The organism is Vibrio sp. VPAP30 (assembly GCF_001188205.1).
GTDB classification, from domain to species: domain Bacteria; phylum Pseudomonadota; class Gammaproteobacteria; order Enterobacterales; family Vibrionaceae; genus Vibrio; species Vibrio bivalvicida.
On the sequence record NZ_LBLS01000026.1, the window covers coordinates 387,558 to 410,926 of the forward strand.

Sequence of the window (23,369 nt, forward strand, 5' to 3'; positions counted from 1 at the left end):
CTAAAGAGAAACCACGTTATCAGGCACAGTGGTTAGTCCTCTCTCTTCAACCCAAGCGGTTAAGTTATCCGCACCACCAATGTAATGACCATCTAACCAGATTTGTGGCACGGTCACAGGTGTTTTTTCTCCAATGTGCGCTTTTACTTCAGGAATCATTCGGTAGAGTGCAGCGCTGTCTTTTACTACGTCATAGTATTGGTAATCGATTCCCGCTTCATCCAAGGTTTTCTTCGCTTTGACGCAGTAGGGGCAGGTTGCCTTACCGTAAACGATATTACCTTTGAGTGTGTCGTGTTTTGTCCACTCTTGAATCACCGATTGTACTAACACACCACGGTTGAGTGCTTCTCCTTGGCTAACTACTTTTCCTTCGACCATAAGAATAGGTGCGTGCCATGCTCCTACTTTTAGCGGTTCCCACCAATGAGAGAGCCAATCTTTCACTTCAAGTTCTACCGGTATACCAGCAAGCTCATTTTCAAAGGTATCTTTAAGTATATCTTTGGTCAGAGTACATTCCCCGCAAGGGATATTGACCTTAAATGGTCCCCAACTGCCAGCCCAGCGATAAAGTGTTAATTTGATTGGTTGTGTCATAGAGATCTCTCCGTAAAAGCTATGACTTATTAGAACGAGTTAACTCGAAAATTCTTTCAGTGCTTTCGGCTTTTTTGCTTCCCAACGGGTAATAAAGGCTACTGACGCTATGATAATTGCTGCACCAAGCCATAGCCTACCCGGTGGAACCCAACCAAAAACCATCCATCCAGCGAGTACATTAAGCGGAAGTTTAGCGTGATCAAAGGGTTGAACAAATGAGGCGTCGGCGACGGAATATGCTTTAACAATAGCCCACTGGGCAAGCGCTGTCATCGTGCCCGCAGCAATCAAGATTAACCACAACGTGCCACCGCTTGGAATCTGCCAGTCTGGAATCGCCAGTAAAACATTAAATGGAGTGATCAATATCAGCAGATACACCACCATAGTTGAAGGTGAATCCTGAGAGGAAAGCTTCTTCACCATGAGAGCATAACAAGCCCAAAAGAACGCCGCCCCTACTGGAAGTAGTGTCGCCCAGCTAAAGTCATCAGCCCACGGCTCAAGAATTATCATTGCGCCAATAAAGCCGGTGATGGTTGCTCCCCAACGAGCTAAGCCAACTCTTTCTTTGAGAAACAAACCAGATCCAATGGTGGCAAACAGAGGAGAGGTCATAAGCAGCGCGATGCCTTGCCAAATAGGAACGGGATAAGCCAGCGCCCATAGCCAGAGCTGAATACCAATCACCGCTAAAAAAACGCGTAAGATGTGCATACCCAGATTCTGCGTACGTAATGACTGTTTGATCCCAAGTGTTTTCAAGTAGGGAAGAATTACCACAAGCGCAATTGCATATTGAATAAGAGCAACAGTGGTCGATGAAAGACCGTAATTGATACTCGCCATTTGAGCTAAGCTGTTTACGATGGCAAAAGCTAGTCCTGCGCTTAGCATCCAGCTAGCGCTTTGAAGTGGATGGTGGTTTTGGGTGCTCATGATATAAGTGTCTGAAAAATAGATAAGCTGAATCATACGATGTAATTTAGCTCAGGTCACCCGACGAATTTGATCGTTCTAGACAAATTCTTCGAATGATTCAGCCGTTTTGAACATCTCCGTCACTTCCTATTCAAGGTATAGACAGAGGTAACCACAAGGATGAGGCCAAGTGCATGCCAGATTGTAAAGGTCTCATCGAGAACTACCACGGCGATACCTGCGGTGATCGCGGGGCCAACATTGCTGGTTAAGCTAAGTGTGGTAGGTGTCAGCCTTGCCATTGCAGCGGCGACTAAGTAGGAAGGCAGAACCGTGCAAAATATTCCAAGTAGCACACCCGTTGTGATCAGTTCTCTGCTCCAGTCTGAAATGGTGGAACCACTCAAAGCTAAATGGACCATGATCGTCAACCCAGCACTGCCCATTCCAATACTAGTGAATAGTGAGCTGCCCAGATGACCAATCAGTGGTTTACTCCATACTAAGTAAAACGCAAACACCAGCGCAGAAGCGACTGCGAGTAAGCTACCAAGCAGCACGGATTTACCCAATGTGTTGAAGTCATGTACAACAATAAAGCCTATCCCTAAGTAGCCGATACAGGCTGAGAGGATCACTGTTCGACTTGGTCTCTGCTGATACAAAGCCCAACTGATTAGAACAACAAAGGTAGGGAACAAGAAGATCAGTAACCGCTCTAGTTGGGCAGTAATAAACTGGAGGGCGGCAATATCGAGAAAGCTCGCCAAGTAGTAGCCGATCACTCCAATCGCTGCGGCCTTTAGGCCATACTTTTTTACTCTATTTCTGTTTTCTTTGTGTCTGCACAAGTAGAGAAACATCAAAAAATAGAGTGGTAAGGAGCTAAATGCGCGCAAAGTCATGATTGAAGTGGCATCACCACCATATTGGTATGCGACTTTTACCAAGATAGGTTTTATAGAAAAGAGAACGCAACCCGCTAGGGCAAGCAAAATTCCAACTTGAGATAGTGATGCAGTTTCTGAGGGGGTGACTTGGGTTTCTTCAGTCATGTTTCTCGTATCCTTTCTTTAAGAGGGGGGGGCTACGAGAAAGGAGGTGCGCTGGCTACGATTCTCGCAGCCAGACAGGGATTTACCTACCAGCTACAGGCATTAACGAGGAGGAGCCAAAGGTAGGTAAATGCAAATTTCATAATTATTCCTATGTGGTGATTTTTTAGACTATCGACATATGCCAGAGATTGCAATCAACAAATTACGCAGATTGCAGTTTGTGTTCGATTTGGCCCAGTGCTCTTTGGTACATGCTCCAAGCGCAAATACCCGCTAAGATATTGCCACCGAATGCCCCCCAGAATAGACCTTGGATACCACCAAGCTCAGCGCCTAACCATAGACAAGGTAAGTAAAACGCGAATAAACGTAACGCCGAGATGGTTAACGCTGTGTATGACTTACCTAGCGCATTCGATATCGAAACCATCAACATACAAACTCCTAGTGGACCAAGACTGAAAGGGACAATCGCTAGGTGGTAATTTAAAATGGTTTCAACTTCTGATTCGCTTGTCATAAGTACAGCGAGCCCATTTGAAGTGAGTAACGCGATAGTCGCAATAAGGACCTGAAAGCCAAGGACAAATTTACAAGCGATCACAACGAGCCTACGAATATCCACTAGATTGTTCGCTCCTAGCAGTTTACCAACCATAGGAGGCATTGACATGGTCAGTGCGAGAACCGAGACAATCGCGAAAAACTCAAAGCGAGATCCTAGTGCCCAAGCCGCAACGGCAGCAGTACCATAACTTGCTAAAAGTTTGGTGGCTAGCATTGATGACAAAGGTGGAAGTAATTGGCTGATCATTGCCGGCCCCATGATATTGCCTATAGAGCGAACACTACTAATGACGTGCAAATCGCTCCAGTCAAAACTCATCCAGTGTTTACGGGTGACTTTAGGTGCAACAATCAGGATACCGATACCAAAGGCAAGAATGGTTGCTATAGCCGCGCCATTGATTCCCATATCGAGTGTAAAGATAAAAATTGGATCCAGAACTAAGTTAAGTAGACTGGTTACCATCATCATAGTGCCCGGAAGCATGGTGTTACCATTTGCTCGACATACACTGTAGAAGAAATAAAGTACCGCACCGACCCAAGCGCTAACCAACCAATAAATCCAGTAGCTATCGATAATAGGAAGTACGCTTTCTGGTGCACTGAGCAACGATAGAATGGGCTCACGCACAAGATAGATAAGAACAGAAAACAGTGCGACACCAATACTCCCCATAGCAATAACAAGACCGCCGAGCTGTTTTGCATATCTCTGTTGATTTGCTCCAATCGCTTTGGCAATGACAGCGGTCGTCGCAATCCCTAGACCAACTTGAATACCGATAATTACCATTTGAATGGGTAGTGTAAAACCTTGGGCGGCTAGGGGAAGAATGCCTAGTTGGCCGATAAACGCACTATCTACAAGCTGAAAGCTCATAATAGACAAAACGCCAAATACCATCGGCCAAGTCATTTTAAATAGCTGTTGCCCAAGTGGAAGTGCTGTTTCTTGTGTAGTTGTCGTCATAGTATATTGTCGCTGGGGTCATTCAGACCAGTTATCGATTCTATAGGTTGCATAACAGCAACGTGTTCCCCTATACATCGTTACGCATCGGCGGTATTTCAAGTCTGAGTGAAAATTAATAGTGAATGGGAAAATAGGGTAAGCCACTCAAACGCTGAGCATATGCCTAATTTCTGAGCGTCATTGTGTAAGAGAAAGAGCTAAAACCTGCTCTAAGTCATCTAACTGCTCTACGACTAAAGATGCGTAAGTATCGAATTCACTCGGTTTGCCATGCGTGATTAAACAAGATGGCATATCTGCATTGAAAGCAGCCTGCAAATCGTATAGATGATCACCGACATAAAGGATTTGATGTCGTTCTAGGTTCCATTCATGCGTGAGTGAGACTAAAGAGTCGGGAGCTGGCTTAGGAGGAAAGTGCTCTCGAGTAATAACACGCCGAATACGTAGCTCATTGTGTAGTATTTTTTGTGCAGCCGCTTGGGCACAATTTCGGGTAATGATAGCGGTGAGCAACTGATTTGAATGAATAAAGCTAATAAGTGATTGGCACCCGGGCATGGGATACGATGAATTTGCGTCGTCTAACTCATGCTGAAGAATCAGTGCGTTTGCTTGTTGAGAAGTTTGTTCGCACTCGATTTGGTCAACAAAAGAGAGCAAATCTTTGTCTAGCGGGCAGCCGACTTGCTCTCTTAACCAGCGGAAGTCCATATCAGAGCTAACCAGAGTATTATCCAAATCAAAAACAATCGCTTTGATATGGCAAATATTCAAAGGTATATATGACATAGACGTTCCTTTTGCTTATGCGAACTCTTGCTCCAAGTACGCAACAATATCAGATGATTCATACATCCACTGTACGGCACCATCTTTTTCGATTCTTAGGCATGGTACCTTCACTTTACCGCCGCCTTCATGTAACTCTGCGCGGTGCGTCTTATCATTCTTTGCATCGCGAAGATCAAAATTGACTGATTGGCGCTTCATCGCACGACGTACTTTTACACAGAAAGGGCAAGCTTCGAACTGATACAGTGCCAGTGACTGTGCTTTTGCATCAACTTGTTGTTGAGCATCGCTAGAGCGTTTAACGCCCCTAGGTGAAAATACAAAGTTGAGCAGTAGGATAACGCGTCCTAAAAACCAGCGGATAAACTTCATAACAATCCTATTTATATAATTCTATGTTCAGATGACATTTACGTTACGCATTGTAACCGAGATGTGAACAATCTTAAATCTCAAAAGCTCAGCTAATCCTTAGCTGGTGTTTTTTGGTCACCTCGATGCCCAGACGTTTAGCGAGACGTGTTAGGTTGGCACGATCCGTTTTCAATGAACGAGCCGCTTTGGCCCAGTTAAACTCGGCGTCCGTCAAGGCTGATATGATTATTTTTCGTTGGTATTCCTCCGTAGCTTCACGTAGTCCTACAGAGGTGCCTAGTTCAGTTTGGGCACTTGGCGAGTCTTGGAGCGTATCGTTGTTACTCACAATTGACTGCAACTCACCAATATCTTCGACAGAGACGGTAATCAGCTTGCCATTTTTGCCACGGGCGCGAGCTTTCAGTGCTGCGCGGTTAATAACATGCTCTAATTCACGTACATTGCCCGGCCAGTTGTATCGAGAGAGAACAAACTGGGCATCTTTACCCAGCTTGATTTGTACGATGCCGAGTTTACGTCTTGCCTGCTCTAGGAAATAACCAGCAAGAAGTACGATGTCCCCGTTTCGTTCGCGTAGTGAAGGGACCGTAATTGGATAAACACTCAAACGGTGATAGAGGTCTGAACGAAAATGTCCTTGTGAGACTTCTTCTTTTAAATCTCGATTGGTAGCAGCTAATACGCGTACATCGATCGTTTCAACTTTATCTTGCCCTACAGGTTGAATTTCGTTGTTTTGCAATGCACGCAGAATTTTACTTTGCGCAGCGAGGGGAAGTTCACCTATCTCATCTAAGAACAGTGTTCCACCATCGGCTAAGGCAAATTTACCCATACGGGATTTATCTGCGCCAGTGAATGCCCCTTTAACGTGCCCGAACAATTCGCTTTCCACTAAATTCTCTGGAATGGCGGCGCAGTTAACATATACCAAAGGCTGTTTTTTTCGAGGTGATAGGTGATGCAGGCTACGAGCGACAAGTTCTTTGCCCACACCCGTCTCACCGTGGATCAAAATATTAAAGTTAGAAGGAGCAACCACCTCTATATCGGCTTTCAGAGCTTGCATTGCAGAACTATCACCGATGATTTCGCCACCGTCTCGATCCCACGCATCTTCATTCAACTCTTCAAAGCGCTGCTGAGTTTGTTTCGCCTGCTGCTCTAACTGACTTACCGTTAAAGCAACTTTCAACGTAGATGCCGCGATTGCCGAGAGTGCATCTAGGCTGCGAGTTGGAAATTGCTCAAACACACCAGGGGTTAAGCTATCGAGCGTAAGAACGCCTAGCAGTTTATCGGCATAAAATAAGGGAAGCCCCATGCACGAATGCATAGGTAAATCACCATCGTAATCAAGTAATAAATTGTCAAATGGATCGGGTAAATGACTATCGGCATCGAACCTGACCGCGGTTTTTGACCCACAGATACGGGCAAACCGTGGATGCTCGTCTATCTTAAAGCGACGGCCAAGTGTATCTCGGGTTAAGCCTTGAATCGCCAATGGGACTAATGTCTCTCCCTGTAGTGACAGTAGGGCAACACTATCACATTGAATCGATTTACGAATCGCATCTAGTAGGTTGTTGAATCGATCTTGGTCATTGTCGCCACGTGCGAGTCCAATCGTCATATCAATAAGGGTGGAGATCGAGATATCTTGCATAAAATTACCAACAGCAGCCAGAGGCAGAGCCTAAGAAAAATGGAATGTCGCTAAATTAATCACACTGTGTGCGGCAATGCAACATATATAAGTCAATATGACATATATGAAGAGTGTCTTAATGACTTGATGAAAGTGAAAAATGGTTGAAAAACTAGCAATTTAAGGTGTTATTCAGTTGGCACATTTCGTGCTTTTAACGGATATAAAAACAAAGATAACTAATGATAACTACTGAGGAGAAAGTCTCAATGCTTAACAATCAACATATCGAAGTCGTAAAGAGCACCATCCCACTACTAGAGTCAGCTGGCCCAGCATTGACGCAGCACTTCTATCAAAGAATGTTTAGCCACAATCCAGAGCTAAAAGACATCTTTAATATGACGCATCAGAAAACGGGTCGCCAAGGTGTTGCTCTTTTTGAAGCGGTTGCGGCTTACGCAAAAAATATTGAAAACTTGGAGGTGCTGACGTCAGCCGTTGAGCGTATTGCTCACAAACATACTAGCTTTAATATTCAAGCAGAGCACTACCAAGTTGTTGGTCATCACCTAATTGAAACACTAAGAGAGTTGGCGACAGAAGCCTTTACTCCAGAGGTGGAAGAAGCATGGACCGCCGCTTACCTGTTCCTTGCTCAAGTATTCATTGATCGTGAAGGAGAGCTGTACCTTCAACGTAAACAAGCGGTTGGTGGATGGCAGAATGCGCGTAACTTTGTCGTCAAGGAAAAAAAACCGGAATCAGAGCTAGTGACAAGTTTTATTTTGGCGCCAGAAGATGGGGGTGAGGTGTTAGATTACCAACCCGGTCAATATATTGGTATTGAGTTAAAACCAAGTCAGGGTGAATACAATGAGATTCGACAATACTCTTTGTCACAAAAACCAAATGGTAAAGATTATCGTATTTCGGTTAAGCGTGAAGTGGGTGAGCACATTGGCTTGGTATCTAACTTCTTACATGATGAAGTAAACGAGGGAGATAAGGTTAGCCTATACGCACCTGCGGGTGACTTCTACTATCAAGAAAAGCAGAAGCCAGTCGTGCTCATTTCAGCGGGAGTAGGGGCAACGCCAATTCAATCTATGATGCAAACCCTAGCCTCACAGGGTAAGAAAGATGTGAGCGTTCTCTATGCTTGTAACGACCAAAATCAACATACCTTCAAGGAAGAAACAACGCAGCTTGTACAGCAGAACAGCTGGAAGCGTTTTACTTGGTACTTAAACCAAGCGAGTGCTGACTTCTCGGGTGAGCTTGATCTGAATTTAGTAGCAAAAGAACTGCCGCTTGGTAGTGCAGATTTCTATTTATGCGGCCCGGTGGGCTTTATGGAGTCTGTTGTACGTCAGCTTGAGGCACTTGGTGTTGGGCGTGACCGAATTCACTACGAAGTATTTGGTCCACACACCTACCTCTAAATTTCTAAATCACATATGGCCCTCCTTGAGGGCCATTTTGTTTATCAGTTATTGCTGCGAGTAAGCCCTACTTAACTAAAAAGTCTTTTCAACCAAGTAAATGGGTTTACTGAGCCAGTTGTTTCTATGGGTGAGCGTTCTAACCCTAAATAGTAGCTTTGTAAATACTCAGTTCTTAGGGATTGAATATCATACTTATTAATTGAAGATACAAGCTCGGCTGTGTTGAGTGCGTGATCATTGGCAAGGCTAAAATCAAGTTTCAAATAACCTTGTAGATAAAGCCACAAATGCGTCGAAAGGACCAACTGATCCACTCCTTGTTCTTCAAACTTGGAAGTGTACTCTGTACCCAAGTTATCATTGAATGCTTGATACATAGCTTGTATCGAATCAGCATTCGACTCCACATAGCTGCTCGCTTCTATGTGAGCTTTGGTTAGAATGCCAAGAAGGTGGTGAACCTCTGGGCTATCTGGTTTGTTGCGTTGCGCTTTTTCAAATATGGGTGAGTGAATCTGACATAACAGCAGCCACGCCTTGGTTTGATGTTTCACTGACGGCAGCGTGTCAGCACCAATGACTTTAAGCTGCTGGTGTAAATCAGTCATTAGACTGTAAGCTCTCTAGAGAAATTTCAAATGAGCCTTTGTCTGAATCAACGAATAAGCTATCTCCGGTGATCATCACAGACAGATCCATACTGCGCTCAATCACTTCTGAGAGTGCTTCAATGCTATCCCAATCAAATCGGTAAATGCTCGCATCGTATTGGTGAGCTTTATTCTTTGTCTGCTCCCACCAAACGTCTGATTTACTGTTGAACGAGAATACGTCGACCTTTTTAGCCAAGCGGCATGCTTTTTTAATGCGATCTAACGATGGTTCTCCAATATCAACCCAAAGTTGAATTTGGTCATCAAGAGACTTTACCCATAGATCGGGTTCTTCTGTAGTCGATAAGCCTTTAGTAAGTGCTAAATCAGGTTGCCATTTAACACAAAAAGCCAGTATGCGTGCCATCATACGAGGCACAGTTTCAGACGGATGCTGCGCGACGGTGAGCTGTGTTGAGTCATACAGATCGCGGTTGGTATCAGAAAGAGAAATTCGGAACTTATAGATAGTCGGTTTAAGAGCCATGAGCCTTACTTACATAAAAAAATAGCCAGCGTAATGCTGGCTATTGTAAAACTTTAGTACTAAAGAATTAAAGTACTTTGATGTTCTCAGCTTGTGGGCCTTTTTGACCTGTAGTAACTACAAACTCAACTTTTTGACCTTCAACAAGAGTTTTGAAACCGTCGCCAGTGATTGCAGAGAAGTGTGCGAAAACGTCTGGGCCGTTTTCTTGCTGGATGAAACCAAAACCTTTAGTTTCGTTGAACCATTTAACTGTACCAGTAACAGTGTTAGACATAATATATACCCTTGATAAATCTTGTAAAAGCCATACGGCACCGATAGCGTGGAAAAGGAGATTGCTATTGCGTACGACGTTACGGCAGATACTCAAGTAATCTAACGAAACGGCGAAATTAGACAAGAACCGTTTTCTAGCTGCGATCTAGTGTAAAGCGAAGTGCAACTAAGTCAATAAAAATAAGGAGCTATGTACAGTTAAATATTGTGTTTTCACTAGAAATTTGCGCTAGGTATAGTTTCGAAAATATTACTGATTGGCGTATAAATAGTGTAACATTCGTTTGGCTAGTGGATCGTACGGTTTTAGTACGTATTGGCTAGTATTTGATCATTAATTTTTGGAGGCTGTATGGCTAAGAAAAAACGCACAGCCGATATCGATGAGGTTTGCCTCATTAGTGATGTCGAGTTGGGAAGAGGCCAGGTAAAAGACAACGCATTAAAAGCGATGGTAACAAGTAAGCTTTACCGGGCGAAAGTTGAAAAAGCGAAAAAAGGTAAAGGCAGTTATCAACGTAACATGAAGCACAAGGGCAAAGAGCCCTATTCAAAAGCCGCTTAGTCAGCGGAATTTGAATAGGGCTTTTTCTTGTTTGATTGTTCGACTATCTCTCAATCTTAGGAGAGTAAATAGAGTAGGCGGTGATTTGGCCTGCGACGATCGCCGAGAACATGAATAGAGCCGAGAGGCCAATACTAGGGATGGGTAGTACAGATTGTTCGAATACCGACTGGCTGGCACTGACGAGCACTCGACTCCCAGGGACAAGAATAATGATCCCTTGCACAATATAGATAGAACCCGTTAAATCCATCTTTTTCGCGACCCAGGTGCCATATAGGGTTATTAGAACTGTGGTGATCCAAGTTCCGACCACCCATCCACTTTCAAAACCTAAATAGAATGGCCCCCACATACCCAGTGCAGCGACTGGTAATCCAAGCAAGATGTCTGTTGGACGGGCATTAAAAATTATTCCCAATGATATAGATATGAGGAAAAGGCCAAACACATGGAGCCCAAACGGTACTTCATTTGTGTATTCTAATGATTCCGCTTGCCCCCAAATCGCTTCACCAATACTGAGCCCCATCACTATGCCAACAAACAGCTTTATCAGCGTTAGTGCGCTTTGACCCAACAAACTGGTCCCTGACACTAAGTCATTAAATGCGAGACACTCTAATGAGTTAGCGATAGAAAGTCCGGGAACAAAGAGAACAATCGCAGCTATACATAAAGCCCATACTGGTACTGCCGCACCAGTGCTTGCAAACCAAGCAACTAGCATTCCAGTCACAAGTGCGGCGATAAACTCAACCGCAATAGAGCGACGAGCTTTACAAACCTGCTGAGCGCCCCAAACCATAAACCCTAACAATGCAGAAAACAGAACAGCATCCAAAGTACTGCCCACAAGCATAAGATATGCGGGTGGAATCCCCATATTTGCTAAAGCGATCACCCATTTCGGATAGCCCACGGGCTCGGGTACAGGTTCACTGCTGGGTTGATTAATTCGAATAATCGTATTTGCGAGCAAACTCAAATTAATTGAAGCGGGCTGGTGTCGTTTCATCACAACTGCATTGTTGTCATCAGGAAACTGATAGTTAACCGTAGTGGGAGTCGCTTGGATCATGACATCCACACCGTGTTTACGCGCGTAGAACTGAGTGTATTTTTCTAGCTTATAAGGGGCGCAGCCGCTGCGGTGAAGAGTATCGCCGATCTCTACAATCTTCTTAATTCGGTACTGGGAAGGCATGGCATGTGATACATAATAATTTGTGACGCAAAGGTATCAGAGCGCCTTCTTGGAGACGAGTCACAAAGTAGGGAACAGTGGCTAAGCTCACACAAAATTACTGACTTTTCGCTCGATTATGCATTGATTTTCGGAAACTAAGTTTTTAATCAGTTAAATGCTGAAAATTGGCGACACATTTAGTGCCTTATTTCACATATATTGAATTATTTTAAAGTGTAACAAATGTTATTTAAATGTAATAAGTAAAACGACACCTTTCGAGTTAATGCTTTAACTCCTGACCAGCAAAGAGTTCTTTTAAAATAATTATTTAACAATGAATTAACATTGGTTGTTCATATGAATTCTGTGTAATAAATCGATTCAAATATCGCTTGAATTTCGCTCTAAATGGGCGAAAATATACGCAAAATGAGTTTGCAGAAATGAAAGGATGCTTTTTCTAGTTTTTAAAAGCGAGGCGAAAAAATGAAACTATTTATTCTATTTATGGTGTCTATTACTGCAGGTGTAGCGTCGGCAGAACATCTTCATTCATTCTTGCTTGGCCTGTATATCTCAACAATGGCTGTAGGTAGTTGCTACTGGTTTGCATTCCGAAGCAGCCGCTTTCCTCAATTGGCTCTACTACTACTTATCTGTGGTCTGTTCTCGAAAATTGCTATTACTGTCGCAGGTGTATCGTGGGGCATGTCACAAGAGTTAATTAGCTCACCGTTCGTGTTTGCGCTGTCGTACTTGTTCTTCTCTATCGTCGCAACCTATGCTTGGTTTGTTCACAGAGAAAGGTTAATGGCCAAGCAGCAAGCTCAACAAGAGCTTAAAGCGGCGTAGTAAAAACTCAGCTAAAGATTTCATAAACCAGCGTGCTAGGCGCTGGTTTTTTGTGCCTATATATTGCGTATATTAAGATATTTACAAAAATCCTTACTCAATAGTAACGATTGATGTCAAAGCTGCTGATTCTATTGCAAGCTTGTCTATACTGAGGTCGTAACTAAACCATTCAAAGTGAGACGTCGCATATCATGACAACGCGTTTTCTAACAAACACAGCGGTTCTTTCGACACTTTCTCTTTCATTTGCTGCGTTTGCAGCGCCAACCATAATTCCTGATCCACCAACATTGGGTTCCAAAGGGTATATCCTGATTGATTACCATACTGGTGATGTGTTGGTAGAGAAAAACGCCAACAAAAAGTTAAACCCAGCAAGCTTAACCAAATTGATGACAGCCTACGTGGCAGGGCAAGAAGTTAAGAGTGGTAATATTGCTTTAGATGACAAAGTTCGTATCAGTCGTAAGGCGTGGGCGAAGAATTTCCCTGACTCTTCAAAAATGTTTATTGAAGTAGGTACAGATGTGTCATTGATCGATCTGTATCGTGGCTTGATTGTTCAATCTGGTAACGACGCCAGTGTGGCGATTGCTGAACATGTTGCAGGCAGCGAAGGCGCTTTTGTTGGCCTAATGAATAGTTGGTCGCAAAAGCTTGGTCTTGAAAACACCGGTTATACAAATCCACATGGCTTAGATAGTGATGGTCTGTACTCAACACCTCATGACATTGCTCTACTAAGCCAGGCAATCATCCGCGATTTGCCCGAGATCTACTCGCTATATAGTGAAACCTCTTATACCTATAATGGCATTACGCAATACAATCGTAATGGTTTGCTAAGAGATAGAAGCATGAACGTCGATGGCATGAAAACAGGTTATACAAGTGGGGCTGGTTATAGCTTGGCAACATCGGCAACCAATGGTGACATGCGTTTGATTTCGGTTGTTATGGGTTCAAATAGCACAAAAAGTCGAGAATCCGAAAGTAAACAGCTACTGAGTTATGGTTTTAGATTTTTCGACACGGTTTCGCCATCAAAAGTAACCGAAACATTGGCTGAAGCAAAAGTTTGGATGGGCAGTGCAGAGCTTGTGCCTGTCGGTGTTTCTGAGCAGGTTCTGATTACACTACCTAAAGGTGACGCAAAAAAACTTAAAGCGGAGATTGAGTACAACGAAGAACTCATTGCACCAATTAATCAAGGGGATGCCGTTGGTCAGGTTATCTACAGTGTAGACGGAGAAGAGGTGGCAAGTGCCACACTGATTGCCCAACAAGACGTTGAAGAAGGCAGTTTGTTCAAGAAATTGCTCGATTGGTTTAAGCGCTTAATCTCAAGTTGGTTCTAAATCAACTTAAACTAAGAAGAGGATGCACTAGGCATCCTCTTTTCGTTTATAGGTTAACTAAAGCTTACTCCAAGCCGATGGCCAATGAGAGCCGACCCCCGGTTCATACTGAGTGGCTGATGGGGACCACTGAATACAGTAACCAGAGTAAGGGAACTCTTTACACTGATAAACTGCGCCATCACTTGCAAGTACCTTTGTACCCGAAGTGTAGCTTTCTAAACCTTCAGGGAAGACAAAATCATAGTCGCCCGGTGGTGGTGTTTGATCTTCAACAAGATGGAAATCCAACGTATTTTGATCAAGCACTTTACCTTGTTCATCTTTCGTTACCACGACTAGCATATGGTGACCCGGTTCGGATTTAGACAAGGTCATCGTGGTGTTTTCAACATCTCCGTCTTTTAGCGACTCTGAATAAGAAGCTAAAGGCTCGCGGTGGTGGTTGTAGACAGTTAACTCAGCCGTTAAGTCGCCTGTCACAGTCAATGTTAGGTCCAGTTCTGTCGGTGAATCGCCAATCACGTATTCTGACTGTAAACCTGCGATATCTAAATCGTAATCAGGCTCGGGTGTTTCAAATTTATAGCCAATTTCAACGCTGTTTAGTCCTGAACCTGCTTTTAAGTAGACTGGGTTGGTTCCATAAACAGGTGTAAATTCACCTTGATCGTTTAACTGGCCTGAACGAATTTGGCTCTGCTCTTGGTTGATTTTACTGGCTAGTGCATAAGACCAGTTGTTCGCTTTACCTTGCTCTGCGTTTTGAATGACAAGCTCAGTGCGGTACGAAGGATTTTCACCATTGTTATCAAATACACGGGTATAAACCGAATCACCAACATTCAAATCTAACGCTGGATTAATCTGACCACCTTGGCTCCAATCAGGAATCACTGGGCCATCACCATCAAACTTCACATCAATTACGTTGTAGAAAGATGCCGCAGTATCACCCACATCCCACACCGCAAGGACAACTTGGTAACCCTCTCGTTCTGGAACATTACACAGGTGGCTCACACGTTTTGGTGGCTGAACCATGCCGCCATCTACAACACAGAAAGGCGTGAGATCAAATGAACTGCGTGCAAGAGGTAGGTTAGGATTCCAATCTGGTTTGGTAATGTAGTATTTCCAGTCTTTAGTCACGTGATTAGCGGTGAATGTCCATTCGAAGTACTGCGAACCAGATTTGATGGGGCGCTTAACCCAACGATTGGCTGTTTGTTCATCTAGCGCTGCAGCTAGTGACGTTTCAGCACTGGCTATTTTGCCATCTTTTGGCCCTGCTTGAGGGAAGCCATCAGGCCCTTCAACACTTTGTGGTTCATATTGGATCGCGCCACAGTTAGTGTTTTTTTCGTTGGTATCACTTGCTGGGAACTTACATAGAGCAGCACGACCTTCAGCAACACCATTTTCGTACGCCGAGACGTATCCATGGCCATAGCTGGCGCCGCTTGCACTAATTAGTGCGATAGCAATGAGAGACTTGTTTGGGAGTTTGTTCATCATTTGTCCTTATCTAATGGATAACAAAAAAGATGACACTCCGGCACGCGAAACATTTAGCAAAACTTGCTAAATGGCAACCCCGCTATCATAGACATTATGTATCGACAGACCGGTGGCTTTGCGTCCTAACCTTTCGGATAGTTTGCCTGAAGTGCAGCTTATAACTGTTCCAATGATTATTAAGTAATAAGTTACCGAATGCTGTATAAGCAGGCGAAATGTAGCCAATGATAAATAGAAAAGCTAAGTCCATTCTAAAAATGTGGAATGATAATCTCGAACTGAATTGGTTGTAGAAAATTAACTTGCTATTTACATAGTTATCTACCCATTAACTCATTGAATAGCAATGGTTATTGCCTTTATATGATGGGTTTTGTGAATGATTCAAGAGGGGGGGAAGGCACACTAAAACTGGCGAGACTGACTTTAAGCAGACAAAGCCTTGACTTTGACTTACCAAGCTCTGACAAGCTTATGTAGCAAAACGACGACAATCCATCCCAAAATGCTACACAAGGAATCATAATGGATTTTACCGACAAAGATAGAGAAGCTCTCTACCAAATCTGGATGTCAAAGAAATCAAAAATGCGTCTAACACAGATGGAATTTGCCAAAAAACTTGGAATGAACCAACTGAGTTTTTCTCGTGTATTAAGAGGCGAAACACCGATCACCATGTCGTTTGTAAGCCACTTCTGTCGTTTACTTCATCTAGAACCTAAAAATGTGGTTCCAAGCCTAAAAGAGACCAATGAAAATGGACCAAAGGTGGTCTACCTGCAAAGCCGCATGAGTGTCGATGGTGAAATTCAAAACGCTTATATTGAAGGAAATCAAGTGATTGTCGAGTATGCGCATACCGTACATACGCCTTGAGATAAATATAATAAATTTGAATAGGATACAGGTAGACATCTGAACCTTATATGGTATAGCATTCTGGTTGATATTATAAAACCAGAGTGCGTTACATGAACTTTTTCAAGGCTTTGCTCCTTATTACTGTGAGTGTGTTGGTTGTCGGTTGCGCAAGTGGCCCCGTTCAACAAGCTACCAAGTTTACCAGTTATGAAGATTTCCGACCTGGCCCAGAGGGTGGTGTTGATCTTGTTTGGGCTCGTATTGGGTTAAGAGACGCGCACAGGCTGCAAGCAAAGCTAGGTGAGTATGACTCTGTTGTTATCGATCAGGTGTTCGTGGTTGCCGAGGAAAGTTCGTTAGCTCAGGAGGAGGTTCAAGAGCTTACCGATTTTATGATTGCCCGCCTTGAAGAGAAAGTTTCTGTTCATAGAAAGATCGTGCAAAAGCCTACGGCTCAAACCCTTCGCCTGAGTATTGCTCTAAGTAATGTGGAAACCCCTAACCCTGTACTTGCAGTAACCAGCAGTGTCTTACCATTCGGTTTGGCTATTTCAACCATCTCCAAGGTAACGACCGGTGAGCATACTAACGTTGGCAGCGCCAGCGTCGAATTGCTTGTCAGTGACGCACAAGATGGCACACCTTTGTTTGCGGCAATTGACCGAGAGGCAGGAAACAAAGATTTCTCTACTATGATTGATTCGCTTGATGATGCCAAAGATGCAATCAACTATTGGGTAGACCGATTAGGTGTTACTCTACAGGGCTGGGAACAACCATAGAATGAAGTCACCATGCTTGAAAAAGAAAACCTAATTAAACTCGCGCGAATGCAAATGCCTTTTGGTAAGTACGCTGGTCGAGTGCTCATCGACCTTCCCGAAGAGTACTTACTTTGGTTTGACAAGAAAGGCTTTCCAAGTGGGGAGCTAGGCGATTTACTTAAGTTATGCTTGGCACTAAAAATCGAAGGGCTTGATAGCGTGGTTAAGCCTTTAAAGCGAATGTGACTCGCCACAGTAACATCAGTCTGTCACACGATATTAGGTATTTTCATGCAAAAGCGTCAGCCTGTCAGGCTGACTCTTTCTTCCTTTCTTTCTTGACGCTGCTTTCCCTTTACTGTCTGTTCGTGTTTAACGTTCTAATTAGACGCTGTCTTGCTCATTATTTCGCCACATTAAGTGAGCCAGATCTAAGAGAGCTCTCAATTACCCACACCATTAGTGATTAGCATTAAAGATATAATCAAGACAAATGCATGTTGGTTAAAAATTGTGCAGCATTAAGATAGCTGTTGAATAAGGAGGCATCTCCTCTGTGCCCGACGTTCCTTACACCTGCAACGCTAACAAACAAAGCGCACACCAACCCCCGATTGAGTGGCCATATTACAAAGTGCAGCGTGTTCAACAGCCTGTGTCTAACTTTATGAATGAGAGATCTATGAAAAGAACAACGTTAATTGCACTCGCTGTGAGCTCTGGTCTTGCTCTCAGCCCTGTCGCACAAGCTGCCACCCCAAAAACCGCTTTTGTACACCTATTCGAATGGGGATGGGAAGATATTGCTACTGAATGTGAAACTTTTCTCGGGCCAAAAGGCTTCGCTGCAGTACAAGTTTCGCCACCGAATAAAACCATCTCTGGCAACCAGTGGTGGACACGCTATCAACCTGTCAGTTATGCGTTTGAAAGCCGAAGTGGTGATAGAGCCCAGTTTCAAAGCATGGTTCAACGATGTAAAGAAGCCGGTGTTGACATCTATCTTGATGCTGTAATCAACCACATGGCGGCGTGGAACCGTTCGTTTCCTGAAGTGCCTTATGGCAGTAATGACTTCCATACGTGTACCAGCAAAGATATTGATTATGCAAACCGCTGGCAGGTGCAAAACTGTGACCTAGTCGGGCTTAATGATCTAAAAACTGAGTCTGAGTATGTGCGCCAAAAGATCGCTGACTACATGAATGATGCGATCAGCATGGGGGTCGCTGGTTTCCGTATTGATGCAGCAAAACATATCCCCGCTGGCGATATTGAGGCGATCAAAAATAAACTTAACGGTAATCCCTACATCTTCCAAGAAGTCATTGGGGCTTACTCAGAGCCTGTCAAACCCTCCGAATACAAGCATATCGGTGATGTCACTGAGTTTGATTATGCTCGACGTGTGGGACCTGCATTTAGAAACAGTGACATTGCGAGCCTTCGCAACATCGGACACGAGCTTGAGCTTTCAAGTAGCGATGCAGTGACGTTCGTGACCAATCATGATGAAGAGAGACACAACCCCAATGGACCAATCTGGCATGGAGTCTCAGGTAATGGCTATAATCTAGCAAACATCTTTACCCTAGCGTACCCATATGGTTATCCAAAAATCATGTCGGGTTATTTCTTTGGTGGTGACTTCGATGCAGGCCCACCGAGCAACGGTGTTCATACAGGTGATGCCTGTGGTTTTGACGGCGGAAGCTGGGTATGTGAGCACAAATGGCGTGGAATTGCCAACATGGTCTCATTCAGAAACCATACGGCCGCAGAATGGAAAGTTACCGATTGGTGGCAAAACGGTAACGACCAAATCGCCTTCGGGCGCGGTGGTCTAGGTTATGTGGTGATCAACAAGCACTATGGCAGTGATCTATCTCAACGTTTGTACACTGGCATGCCAGATAATGTCTACTGCAACATCATTGAGGCAAACTATGATGAGCAGACAGGGCAGTGTATTGGTGCTCCTGGATCACAAGGCCCATCGACGATCACAGTCAGCGGTGGCTACGCGGATTTCTCTGTTGCCGGTGATCATGCCGCTGCCATTCATGTTGGCGCTGTAGTGGGTGACGCATGTACAGACTGTGGGCCAGATCCAAAACCAGCGACAGAGCAAGAGATCTGTTTTGACAATCAGCAGAACTTCAGTTCTCCAACTCTGTACTATTGGAACGTAGCTAGTGAATCGAATATCGGTAATGCCACTTGGCCGGGTGTCCAAATGCAGCCCAAGAACGGCGTTTACTGCCATGACTTCGGTAGTAAGATAAGTAGCGCCCAAGTTATCTTTAGTGACAATGGTACTAACCAGACAGCTGACCTTACCGCATCTCAAGGCGCGTTCTGTTACCTTTCTGGTGTTTGGGCTCCGCTCAGCCAGTGTAATAATGAAGGTAACGAAGTATGGTATTTCCGAGGTACATCTAACCAATGGGGTCTCACTCAGCTAAGCTATGACGCTGCAACCAAAAAGTACTTTTCGATCCAGTCATTTAATGGAGAAGAGAGCCCTGCACGCTTTAAGATTGATAGTGGTAGTTGGACAGATGCTTATCCAAGCTCAGACTATGTAGTCAGTGACTACAAGACCTATCGGGTGTCTTTTGACAGCGACAGTAAAACTATAACAGTTGTCGAGCAGAACTAACTCACTATAAGGCTTCTATCTACCATCTGATGGAAGCCTTTGCTCCATTCCATTTTGGAGCGCTTGAACATTCATATCTTATTGACAGCAATTTGGGTTAGATTTGGTCATGTATACAACATTACTTCAATCTGACTACTGATCTTGTAGGTTAGTTACTCCCGTATAGAACTACTACTCGTGCCAACCAGTTGAAGACATACTGTTGGTAGGTATACGTTTCACATCGTACAAAAACTAAAGATAAGCCGATTTTTGATAAATTATAGCTCTGCTAGTCATGCCCATCGGAAGGTAAAGTGTCTGTCTAATTCATTACCGATGAGAGAGTGCTACATGGACTTTGGACATGACCCGATAAAACGCTTATTTTTTAAATTATATTGGCCAACATTAACCGGAATGCTCACAATGGCGGCTTACCAACTAGCTGATGGCATTATTGTGGGTTACGGCGTTGGCACTATGGCGTTAGCGGGCATAAGTATGAGCTTCCCACTTTTGTTCGTTGCAATCTCTATTGCTATGTTAATTGGCATTGGAAGTAGTATGGTTGTCGCGATAAAGCTAGGAGAAAACCAACCCGCAGCCGCCAATCGAATCTTCCACTATAGTTGTAGCTTTTCTGTATTGAGCTCTATCGTTTTAGCTTGTGTATTACTGGCGTTTATCGACTCATGGGTTAGCCTACTTGGGGCCAGTGCTGATATCCAACCTTACCTAAAAGAATACTTAATGTACTGGGCGATATTTTTGCCTACGCTTTTCTTAAGATTTGGCTTTGGCTTCTTTGCCAATAACGACAAGTCCCCCCATGTTTCACGCAATGCAAATATTTTATCGAGTATTTTGAACGTCTTGCTCGATCTGTTTTTCATCCTCGTTTTAGAGTGGGGAATAAAAGGTGCTGCTATTGCAACGGGTATTTCTCAAACTGTTGCGGTCATATACATGGGGTACCATTTCTATCTTGGTGAAAAACACCTTTCGTTTGAAAATTATGTGTTTAGGGTACGAGATCGCGAACAAAAGCGAATTATAGGGTTAGGTTTTCCTATTTTTATCTCGGAAATTTCTGGTGCTTTGGCTTTTGCATTACTTAACAAAACAGTAATCGATCAAGGTGGAAGTGAGGCAGGCCCAGCTTTGGCGGTAATTAACTTCACGCTTTTTCTGGTAATGAAGTTCCTTATTGGTGCTGCTTTCTCTGCGCAACCGGTATTTGGTTTCAACCACGGGGCCAAAAAACCGCAACGAATCGAAGAGCTGCTAAATTTTTCATTGAAATTCGTTTTTGTGATAGGCGTGGTGGCTTACACCTTCATTTATCTGTTCGCCGGTCAAATTGTCACTCTATTCAATGTTGTGAACCCTGAGGAGGTAGAGTTTGCGACTGAAGCATTGCTATTATTTTATCCTGCTACGGCCTTTATGGGCGCAAACTTGATACTCGGAGCCTACTTTCAATCGGTAGAACAAGTGAAAACTGCAACTAGCTTAGCGCTAATGCGAGGTATTGTGTTAGTTACCTTTTTCTTAATGGTATTGCCAAAGTTTTTAGGAATAATGGGAATTTGGTTAGCGATGCCATTGGCTGAGTTAGTGGCATTTTTGATCTCACTCCCTTTCATTGCATCTAAGAATAAAGAACTGTACGTGTAGCTCAAGTTAGCCAGCTAGCGGCTTGTTTTGTTTGCTGCTAGTTGTCTTCGCTTGTTTCTTTCTCCATTGAGCAGGGGTCTGCCCTGTCACTTTTTTAAATTGGCGAATGAAGTGGGTAATGTCTTTCCAATCTAACTCACTGGCGATTTCTTGAACCGATAGAGTGCTGTGGGACAATCGGTAAGAGGCTTTCTTTATTCTAGCCTGACAGATCCACTCGCCAACAGTGAAACCGGTTTCCTTTTTAACTATGGTCGCGACATGGGAGGGGACGCGGTGAACCGCAGTTGCGACTTCTTTCAGTGAAATGGCAAAATTGCTATTTTGATTAATGAACCTTAATGCTTCTGAGGCTATTCTACTAATTGGGTTATGGTATTGCTCTAAATTCATACCTCGGTATATATCACCGAACAATATTGAGAGATAAGAGCGCAATAATGGTGTTGATTCAACACCTGATTGATTACTTTCGTTGCTCAAAGCTTCGAGAATTTGAACCAACCAAGAAAGTCGACCTGCATCAATGGGCACTGTAGGCAGAGCGCCATCTGACACTCGCTGAAAAGGTTGCATCAATAGACTGTCTTCATTGATGCCCAAACAGCCAATACAAAAAGACACTAAGTACATATCAGCATGCTCAGCTCTTAGAGCTTTATGCGGTACTCCGGGAGGTATTATGATAATGGCCGGCGCAACAATTCTTATGTTTTCACCATAAACCATCTCGACAGAACCTTTGGTGAGTAAGGCTAGTCGGTGTTCTGGATGATGGGCTGTGTGTCCATGCTCTTCAAATGACATGTCAACGAAGTTTTCGACTTTGACATTGTGAATGTGCTCCATCCGCAGTTCCTTCGGCCATGAATCAGAATATTTGCCGATTTTACCTTAAAGCTGACTCTATTGCATTCAGTGTCAATAAACTAGGATGAGCATATTGTGAAGAGTGAATAGCCACTAGGGTGAATTCCTAATATTTTACACATGCGTTGACCGGGCCGACTGGTTCGCTTTAATAAAGGGATACCTCACTCCAATAGTTCTCGATAGATTCTCTTATGACAAATTGCGAGGTGTACACCTCCTGTATCGCAAAGACTATAATCATCCACAATAATCTCAATAAATGTTTAAAATGAATAAATTAATAAAACCGCTGTTAACGCTCTACCTACTTGTGCCTTCTTTCTCGTTTGCTGTCACCACAGATTTTGTTGCGGTCGAGAAAGCGATAGAGCGACAAGAAGAAACCCTCTCCGCTCGTATTGGTGTAGCTGTTTTGAATGTTGAAACCGGAGCACTCTGGAGTTTTAGAGGTGACGAGCGCTTTCCGTTGACGAGCACATTTAAATCAATTGCCTGTGCAAAGTTGCTCTATGATGCAGACCAGAAAACAACTGAGCTTAAAAAGACAGTGACGGTCAATAGAGAAGGCCTTGTTGCCTATTCTCCAGTCTTAGAAGCTTACATCGATAAGGAGATTACTCTGGGTGATGCTTGCCAAGCAACGATGCTGACAAGCGATAATACAGCGGCAAATATTGTTATTGCATCGGTTGGTGGTACAGACAGTATCACAAGTTTTGTAAGAGAACTCGGAGACGAGAACACTCGTTTAGACCGAGTTGAACCAGAGCTAAACGAGGCATTGCCAAACGATCCAAGGGATACGACAACACCTATTTCCATGACAAACACCTTGAATGAATTGGTATTCGGGGCGGTACTTTCCGAAAACAGCCGTGCGCAATTAATAGATTGGATGAAGAGCAATGAAGTGACAGGTAACTTATTGCGTTCGGTATTGCCTGTTGGCTGGGAAATAGCAGACCGTTCAGGTGCTGGCGGCTTCGGTGCGAGAAGTATTAATGCGGTCGTTTGGCTAGATAAAAAATCGCCGATCATTGTCAGTATCTATGTTAGTCAGACTGATGCTTCTATGGATCAGCGAAATCTGGCAATAGTCGAAATCGGTAAGTCGATTTTCGACCTATTTACTGGCAGCACACAGCAATAGTTTTAGTCCTATCAGTCATAAGTATGAAACTCAGAGATTGGTGATCTTTTAGACTGTAACAAACTAGATTACAGCCAAGCTAATCGG

23 protein-coding genes and 1 riboswitch are annotated in these 23,369 nt (G+C 43.7%); of the genes, 10 read left to right on the forward strand and 13 right to left on the reverse strand.

The features are described 5' to 3' along the window. The 7 genes from ZX61_RS12175 to norR form a co-directional block, all read right to left on the reverse strand. The gene (locus tag ZX61_RS12175; RefSeq protein WP_049844890.1) at nt 1-600 is read right to left on the reverse strand and encodes a glutaredoxin domain-containing protein; all 600 of its coding nucleotides are present in this window, start codon (nt 598-600) and stop codon (nt 1-3) included. A gap of 39 nt (nt 601-639) precedes the next feature. Continuing rightward, complete coding sequence (locus ZX61_RS12180) at nt 640-1,542, reverse strand: DMT family transporter (RefSeq protein WP_200904236.1); 903 nt, start codon at nt 1,540-1,542, stop codon at nt 640-642. A gap of 122 nt (nt 1,543-1,664) precedes the next feature. After that, nucleotides 1,665-2,579 carry a DMT family transporter gene (locus tag ZX61_RS12185; protein WP_049844892.1) on the reverse strand — a complete coding sequence of 305 codons (915 nt, stop codon included), beginning with the start codon at nt 2,577-2,579 and terminating at the stop codon, nt 1,665-1,667. 205 nt (nt 2,580-2,784) lie between these two features. Beyond that, nucleotides 2,785-4,122, reverse strand: coding sequence for an MATE family efflux transporter (locus tag ZX61_RS12190; RefSeq protein WP_049844893.1), 1,338 nt, complete (start codon nt 4,120-4,122; stop codon nt 2,785-2,787). A 180-nt stretch (nt 4,123-4,302) separates the two neighbouring features. After that, nucleotides 4,303-4,917, reverse strand: a complete 615-nt coding sequence (locus ZX61_RS12195; protein ID WP_049844894.1) for an HAD family hydrolase — start codon at nt 4,915-4,917, stop codon at nt 4,303-4,305. A 15-nt stretch (nt 4,918-4,932) separates the two neighbouring features. Further along, nucleotides 4,933-5,292 (reverse strand): glutaredoxin family protein, encoded by a 360-nt coding sequence (locus ZX61_RS12200; RefSeq protein WP_049844895.1) that lies wholly within the window; start codon nt 5,290-5,292, stop codon nt 4,933-4,935. Nucleotides 5,293-5,380: 88 nt separating this feature from the next. Next, on the reverse strand, nt 5,381-6,967 hold the full coding sequence (norR, locus tag ZX61_RS12205; RefSeq protein WP_049844896.1) for a nitric oxide reductase transcriptional regulator NorR: 1,587 nt from the start codon (nt 6,965-6,967) through the stop codon (nt 5,381-5,383). 251 nt (nt 6,968-7,218) lie between these two features. Here norR and hmpA point away from each other — a divergent pair, with 251 nt between their 5' ends. Next, nucleotides 7,219-8,394, forward strand: coding sequence for an NO-inducible flavohemoprotein (hmpA, locus tag ZX61_RS12210; RefSeq protein WP_049844897.1), 1,176 nt, complete (start codon nt 7,219-7,221; stop codon nt 8,392-8,394). A gap of 71 nt (nt 8,395-8,465) precedes the next feature. Here hmpA and ZX61_RS12215 read toward each other — a convergent pair whose 3' ends face one another. The 3 genes from ZX61_RS12215 to ZX61_RS12225 all read right to left on the reverse strand — a co-directional run bounded on the left by ZX61_RS12215 (nt 8,466) and on the right by ZX61_RS12225 (nt 9,814). Continuing rightward, nucleotides 8,466-9,005, reverse strand: a complete 540-nt coding sequence (locus tag ZX61_RS12215) for a hypothetical protein (protein WP_049844898.1) — start codon at nt 9,003-9,005, stop codon at nt 8,466-8,468. Beyond that, nucleotides 8,998-9,537, reverse strand: a complete 540-nt coding sequence (locus ZX61_RS12220) for a YaeQ family protein (protein WP_049844899.1) — start codon at nt 9,535-9,537, stop codon at nt 8,998-9,000. The genes ZX61_RS12215 and ZX61_RS12220 overlap by 8 nt, the downstream gene beginning before the upstream one ends. A 67-nt stretch (nt 9,538-9,604) precedes the next feature. Beyond that, on the reverse strand, nt 9,605-9,814 hold the full coding sequence (locus ZX61_RS12225; RefSeq protein ID WP_017034739.1) for a cold-shock protein: 210 nt from the start codon (nt 9,812-9,814) through the stop codon (nt 9,605-9,607). Nucleotides 9,815-10,168: 354 nt separating this feature from the next. Here ZX61_RS12225 and ZX61_RS12230 point away from each other — a divergent pair, with 354 nt between their 5' ends. Then, nucleotides 10,169-10,381, forward strand: a complete 213-nt coding sequence (locus ZX61_RS12230; RefSeq protein ID WP_049844900.1) for an alternative ribosome-rescue factor A — start codon at nt 10,169-10,171, stop codon at nt 10,379-10,381. Between the two features lie 43 nt (nt 10,382-10,424). Here the strand turns inward: ZX61_RS12230 and ZX61_RS12235 are convergent, their stop codons facing one another. Further along, nucleotides 10,425-11,588, reverse strand: coding sequence for a threonine/serine exporter family protein (locus ZX61_RS12235; protein ID WP_049844901.1), 1,164 nt, complete (start codon nt 11,586-11,588; stop codon nt 10,425-10,427). 471 nt (nt 11,589-12,059) lie between these two features. Here ZX61_RS12235 and ZX61_RS12240 point away from each other — a divergent pair, with 471 nt between their 5' ends. Further along, complete coding sequence (locus ZX61_RS12240) at nt 12,060-12,425, forward strand: hypothetical protein (RefSeq protein ID WP_049844902.1); 366 nt, start codon at nt 12,060-12,062, stop codon at nt 12,423-12,425. A 194-nt stretch (nt 12,426-12,619) separates the two neighbouring features. Next, on the forward strand, nt 12,620-13,786 hold the full coding sequence (locus ZX61_RS12245) for a D-alanyl-D-alanine carboxypeptidase family protein (RefSeq protein ID WP_049844903.1): 1,167 nt from the start codon (nt 12,620-12,622) through the stop codon (nt 13,784-13,786). 57 nt (nt 13,787-13,843) lie between these two features. Here the strand turns inward: ZX61_RS12245 and gbpA are convergent, their stop codons facing one another. Then, nucleotides 13,844-15,301: an N-acetylglucosamine-binding protein GbpA gene (gene gbpA / locus ZX61_RS12250; RefSeq protein WP_049844904.1), complete on the reverse strand. Its 1,458-nt coding sequence runs from the start codon at nt 15,299-15,301 to the stop codon at nt 13,844-13,846. A gap of 72 nt (nt 15,302-15,373) precedes the next feature. Continuing rightward, nucleotides 15,374-15,461, reverse strand: a riboswitch (cyclic di-GMP riboswitch). A gap of 371 nt (nt 15,462-15,832) precedes the next feature. On the opposite strand from gbpA, the gene ZX61_RS12255 reads away from it, so the two are divergent. The 5 genes from ZX61_RS12255 to ZX61_RS12275 all read left to right on the forward strand — a co-directional run bounded on the left by ZX61_RS12255 (nt 15,833) and on the right by ZX61_RS12275 (nt 21,259). After that, a complete protein-coding gene (locus tag ZX61_RS12255; protein WP_049844905.1) occupies nt 15,833-16,186 on the forward strand; it encodes a helix-turn-helix domain-containing protein in 354 nt (117 codons plus the stop codon). A 95-nt stretch (nt 16,187-16,281) separates the two neighbouring features. Next, entirely contained in the window at nt 16,282-16,953 is a 672-nt protein-coding gene (locus tag ZX61_RS12260) for a DUF3313 domain-containing protein (protein WP_049844906.1), read from the forward strand. 12 nt (nt 16,954-16,965) lie between these two features. After that, on the forward strand, nt 16,966-17,181 hold the full coding sequence (locus ZX61_RS12265; protein ID WP_049844907.1) for a DUF3820 family protein: 216 nt from the start codon (nt 16,966-16,968) through the stop codon (nt 17,179-17,181). 436 nt (nt 17,182-17,617) lie between these two features. Beyond that, entirely contained in the window at nt 17,618-19,597 is a 1,980-nt protein-coding gene (locus ZX61_RS12270; RefSeq protein ID WP_049844928.1) for a starch-binding protein, read from the forward strand. Between the two features lie 336 nt (nt 19,598-19,933). After that, nucleotides 19,934-21,259 carry an MATE family efflux transporter gene (locus ZX61_RS12275; protein ID WP_049844908.1) on the forward strand — a complete coding sequence of 442 codons (1,326 nt, stop codon included), beginning with the start codon at nt 19,934-19,936 and terminating at the stop codon, nt 21,257-21,259. Between the two features lie 6 nt (nt 21,260-21,265). Here ZX61_RS12275 and ZX61_RS12280 read toward each other — a convergent pair whose 3' ends face one another. Then, nucleotides 21,266-22,108, reverse strand: a complete 843-nt coding sequence (locus tag ZX61_RS12280) for a helix-turn-helix domain-containing protein (protein WP_049844909.1) — start codon at nt 22,106-22,108, stop codon at nt 21,266-21,268. A 304-nt stretch (nt 22,109-22,412) separates the two neighbouring features. Between ZX61_RS12280 and bla the strand changes: the two genes are divergently transcribed. Next, nucleotides 22,413-23,282, forward strand: coding sequence for a class A beta-lactamase (gene bla / locus ZX61_RS12285; protein WP_200904241.1), 870 nt, complete (start codon nt 22,413-22,415; stop codon nt 23,280-23,282). Nucleotides 23,283-23,369 lie beyond the last annotated feature (87 nt).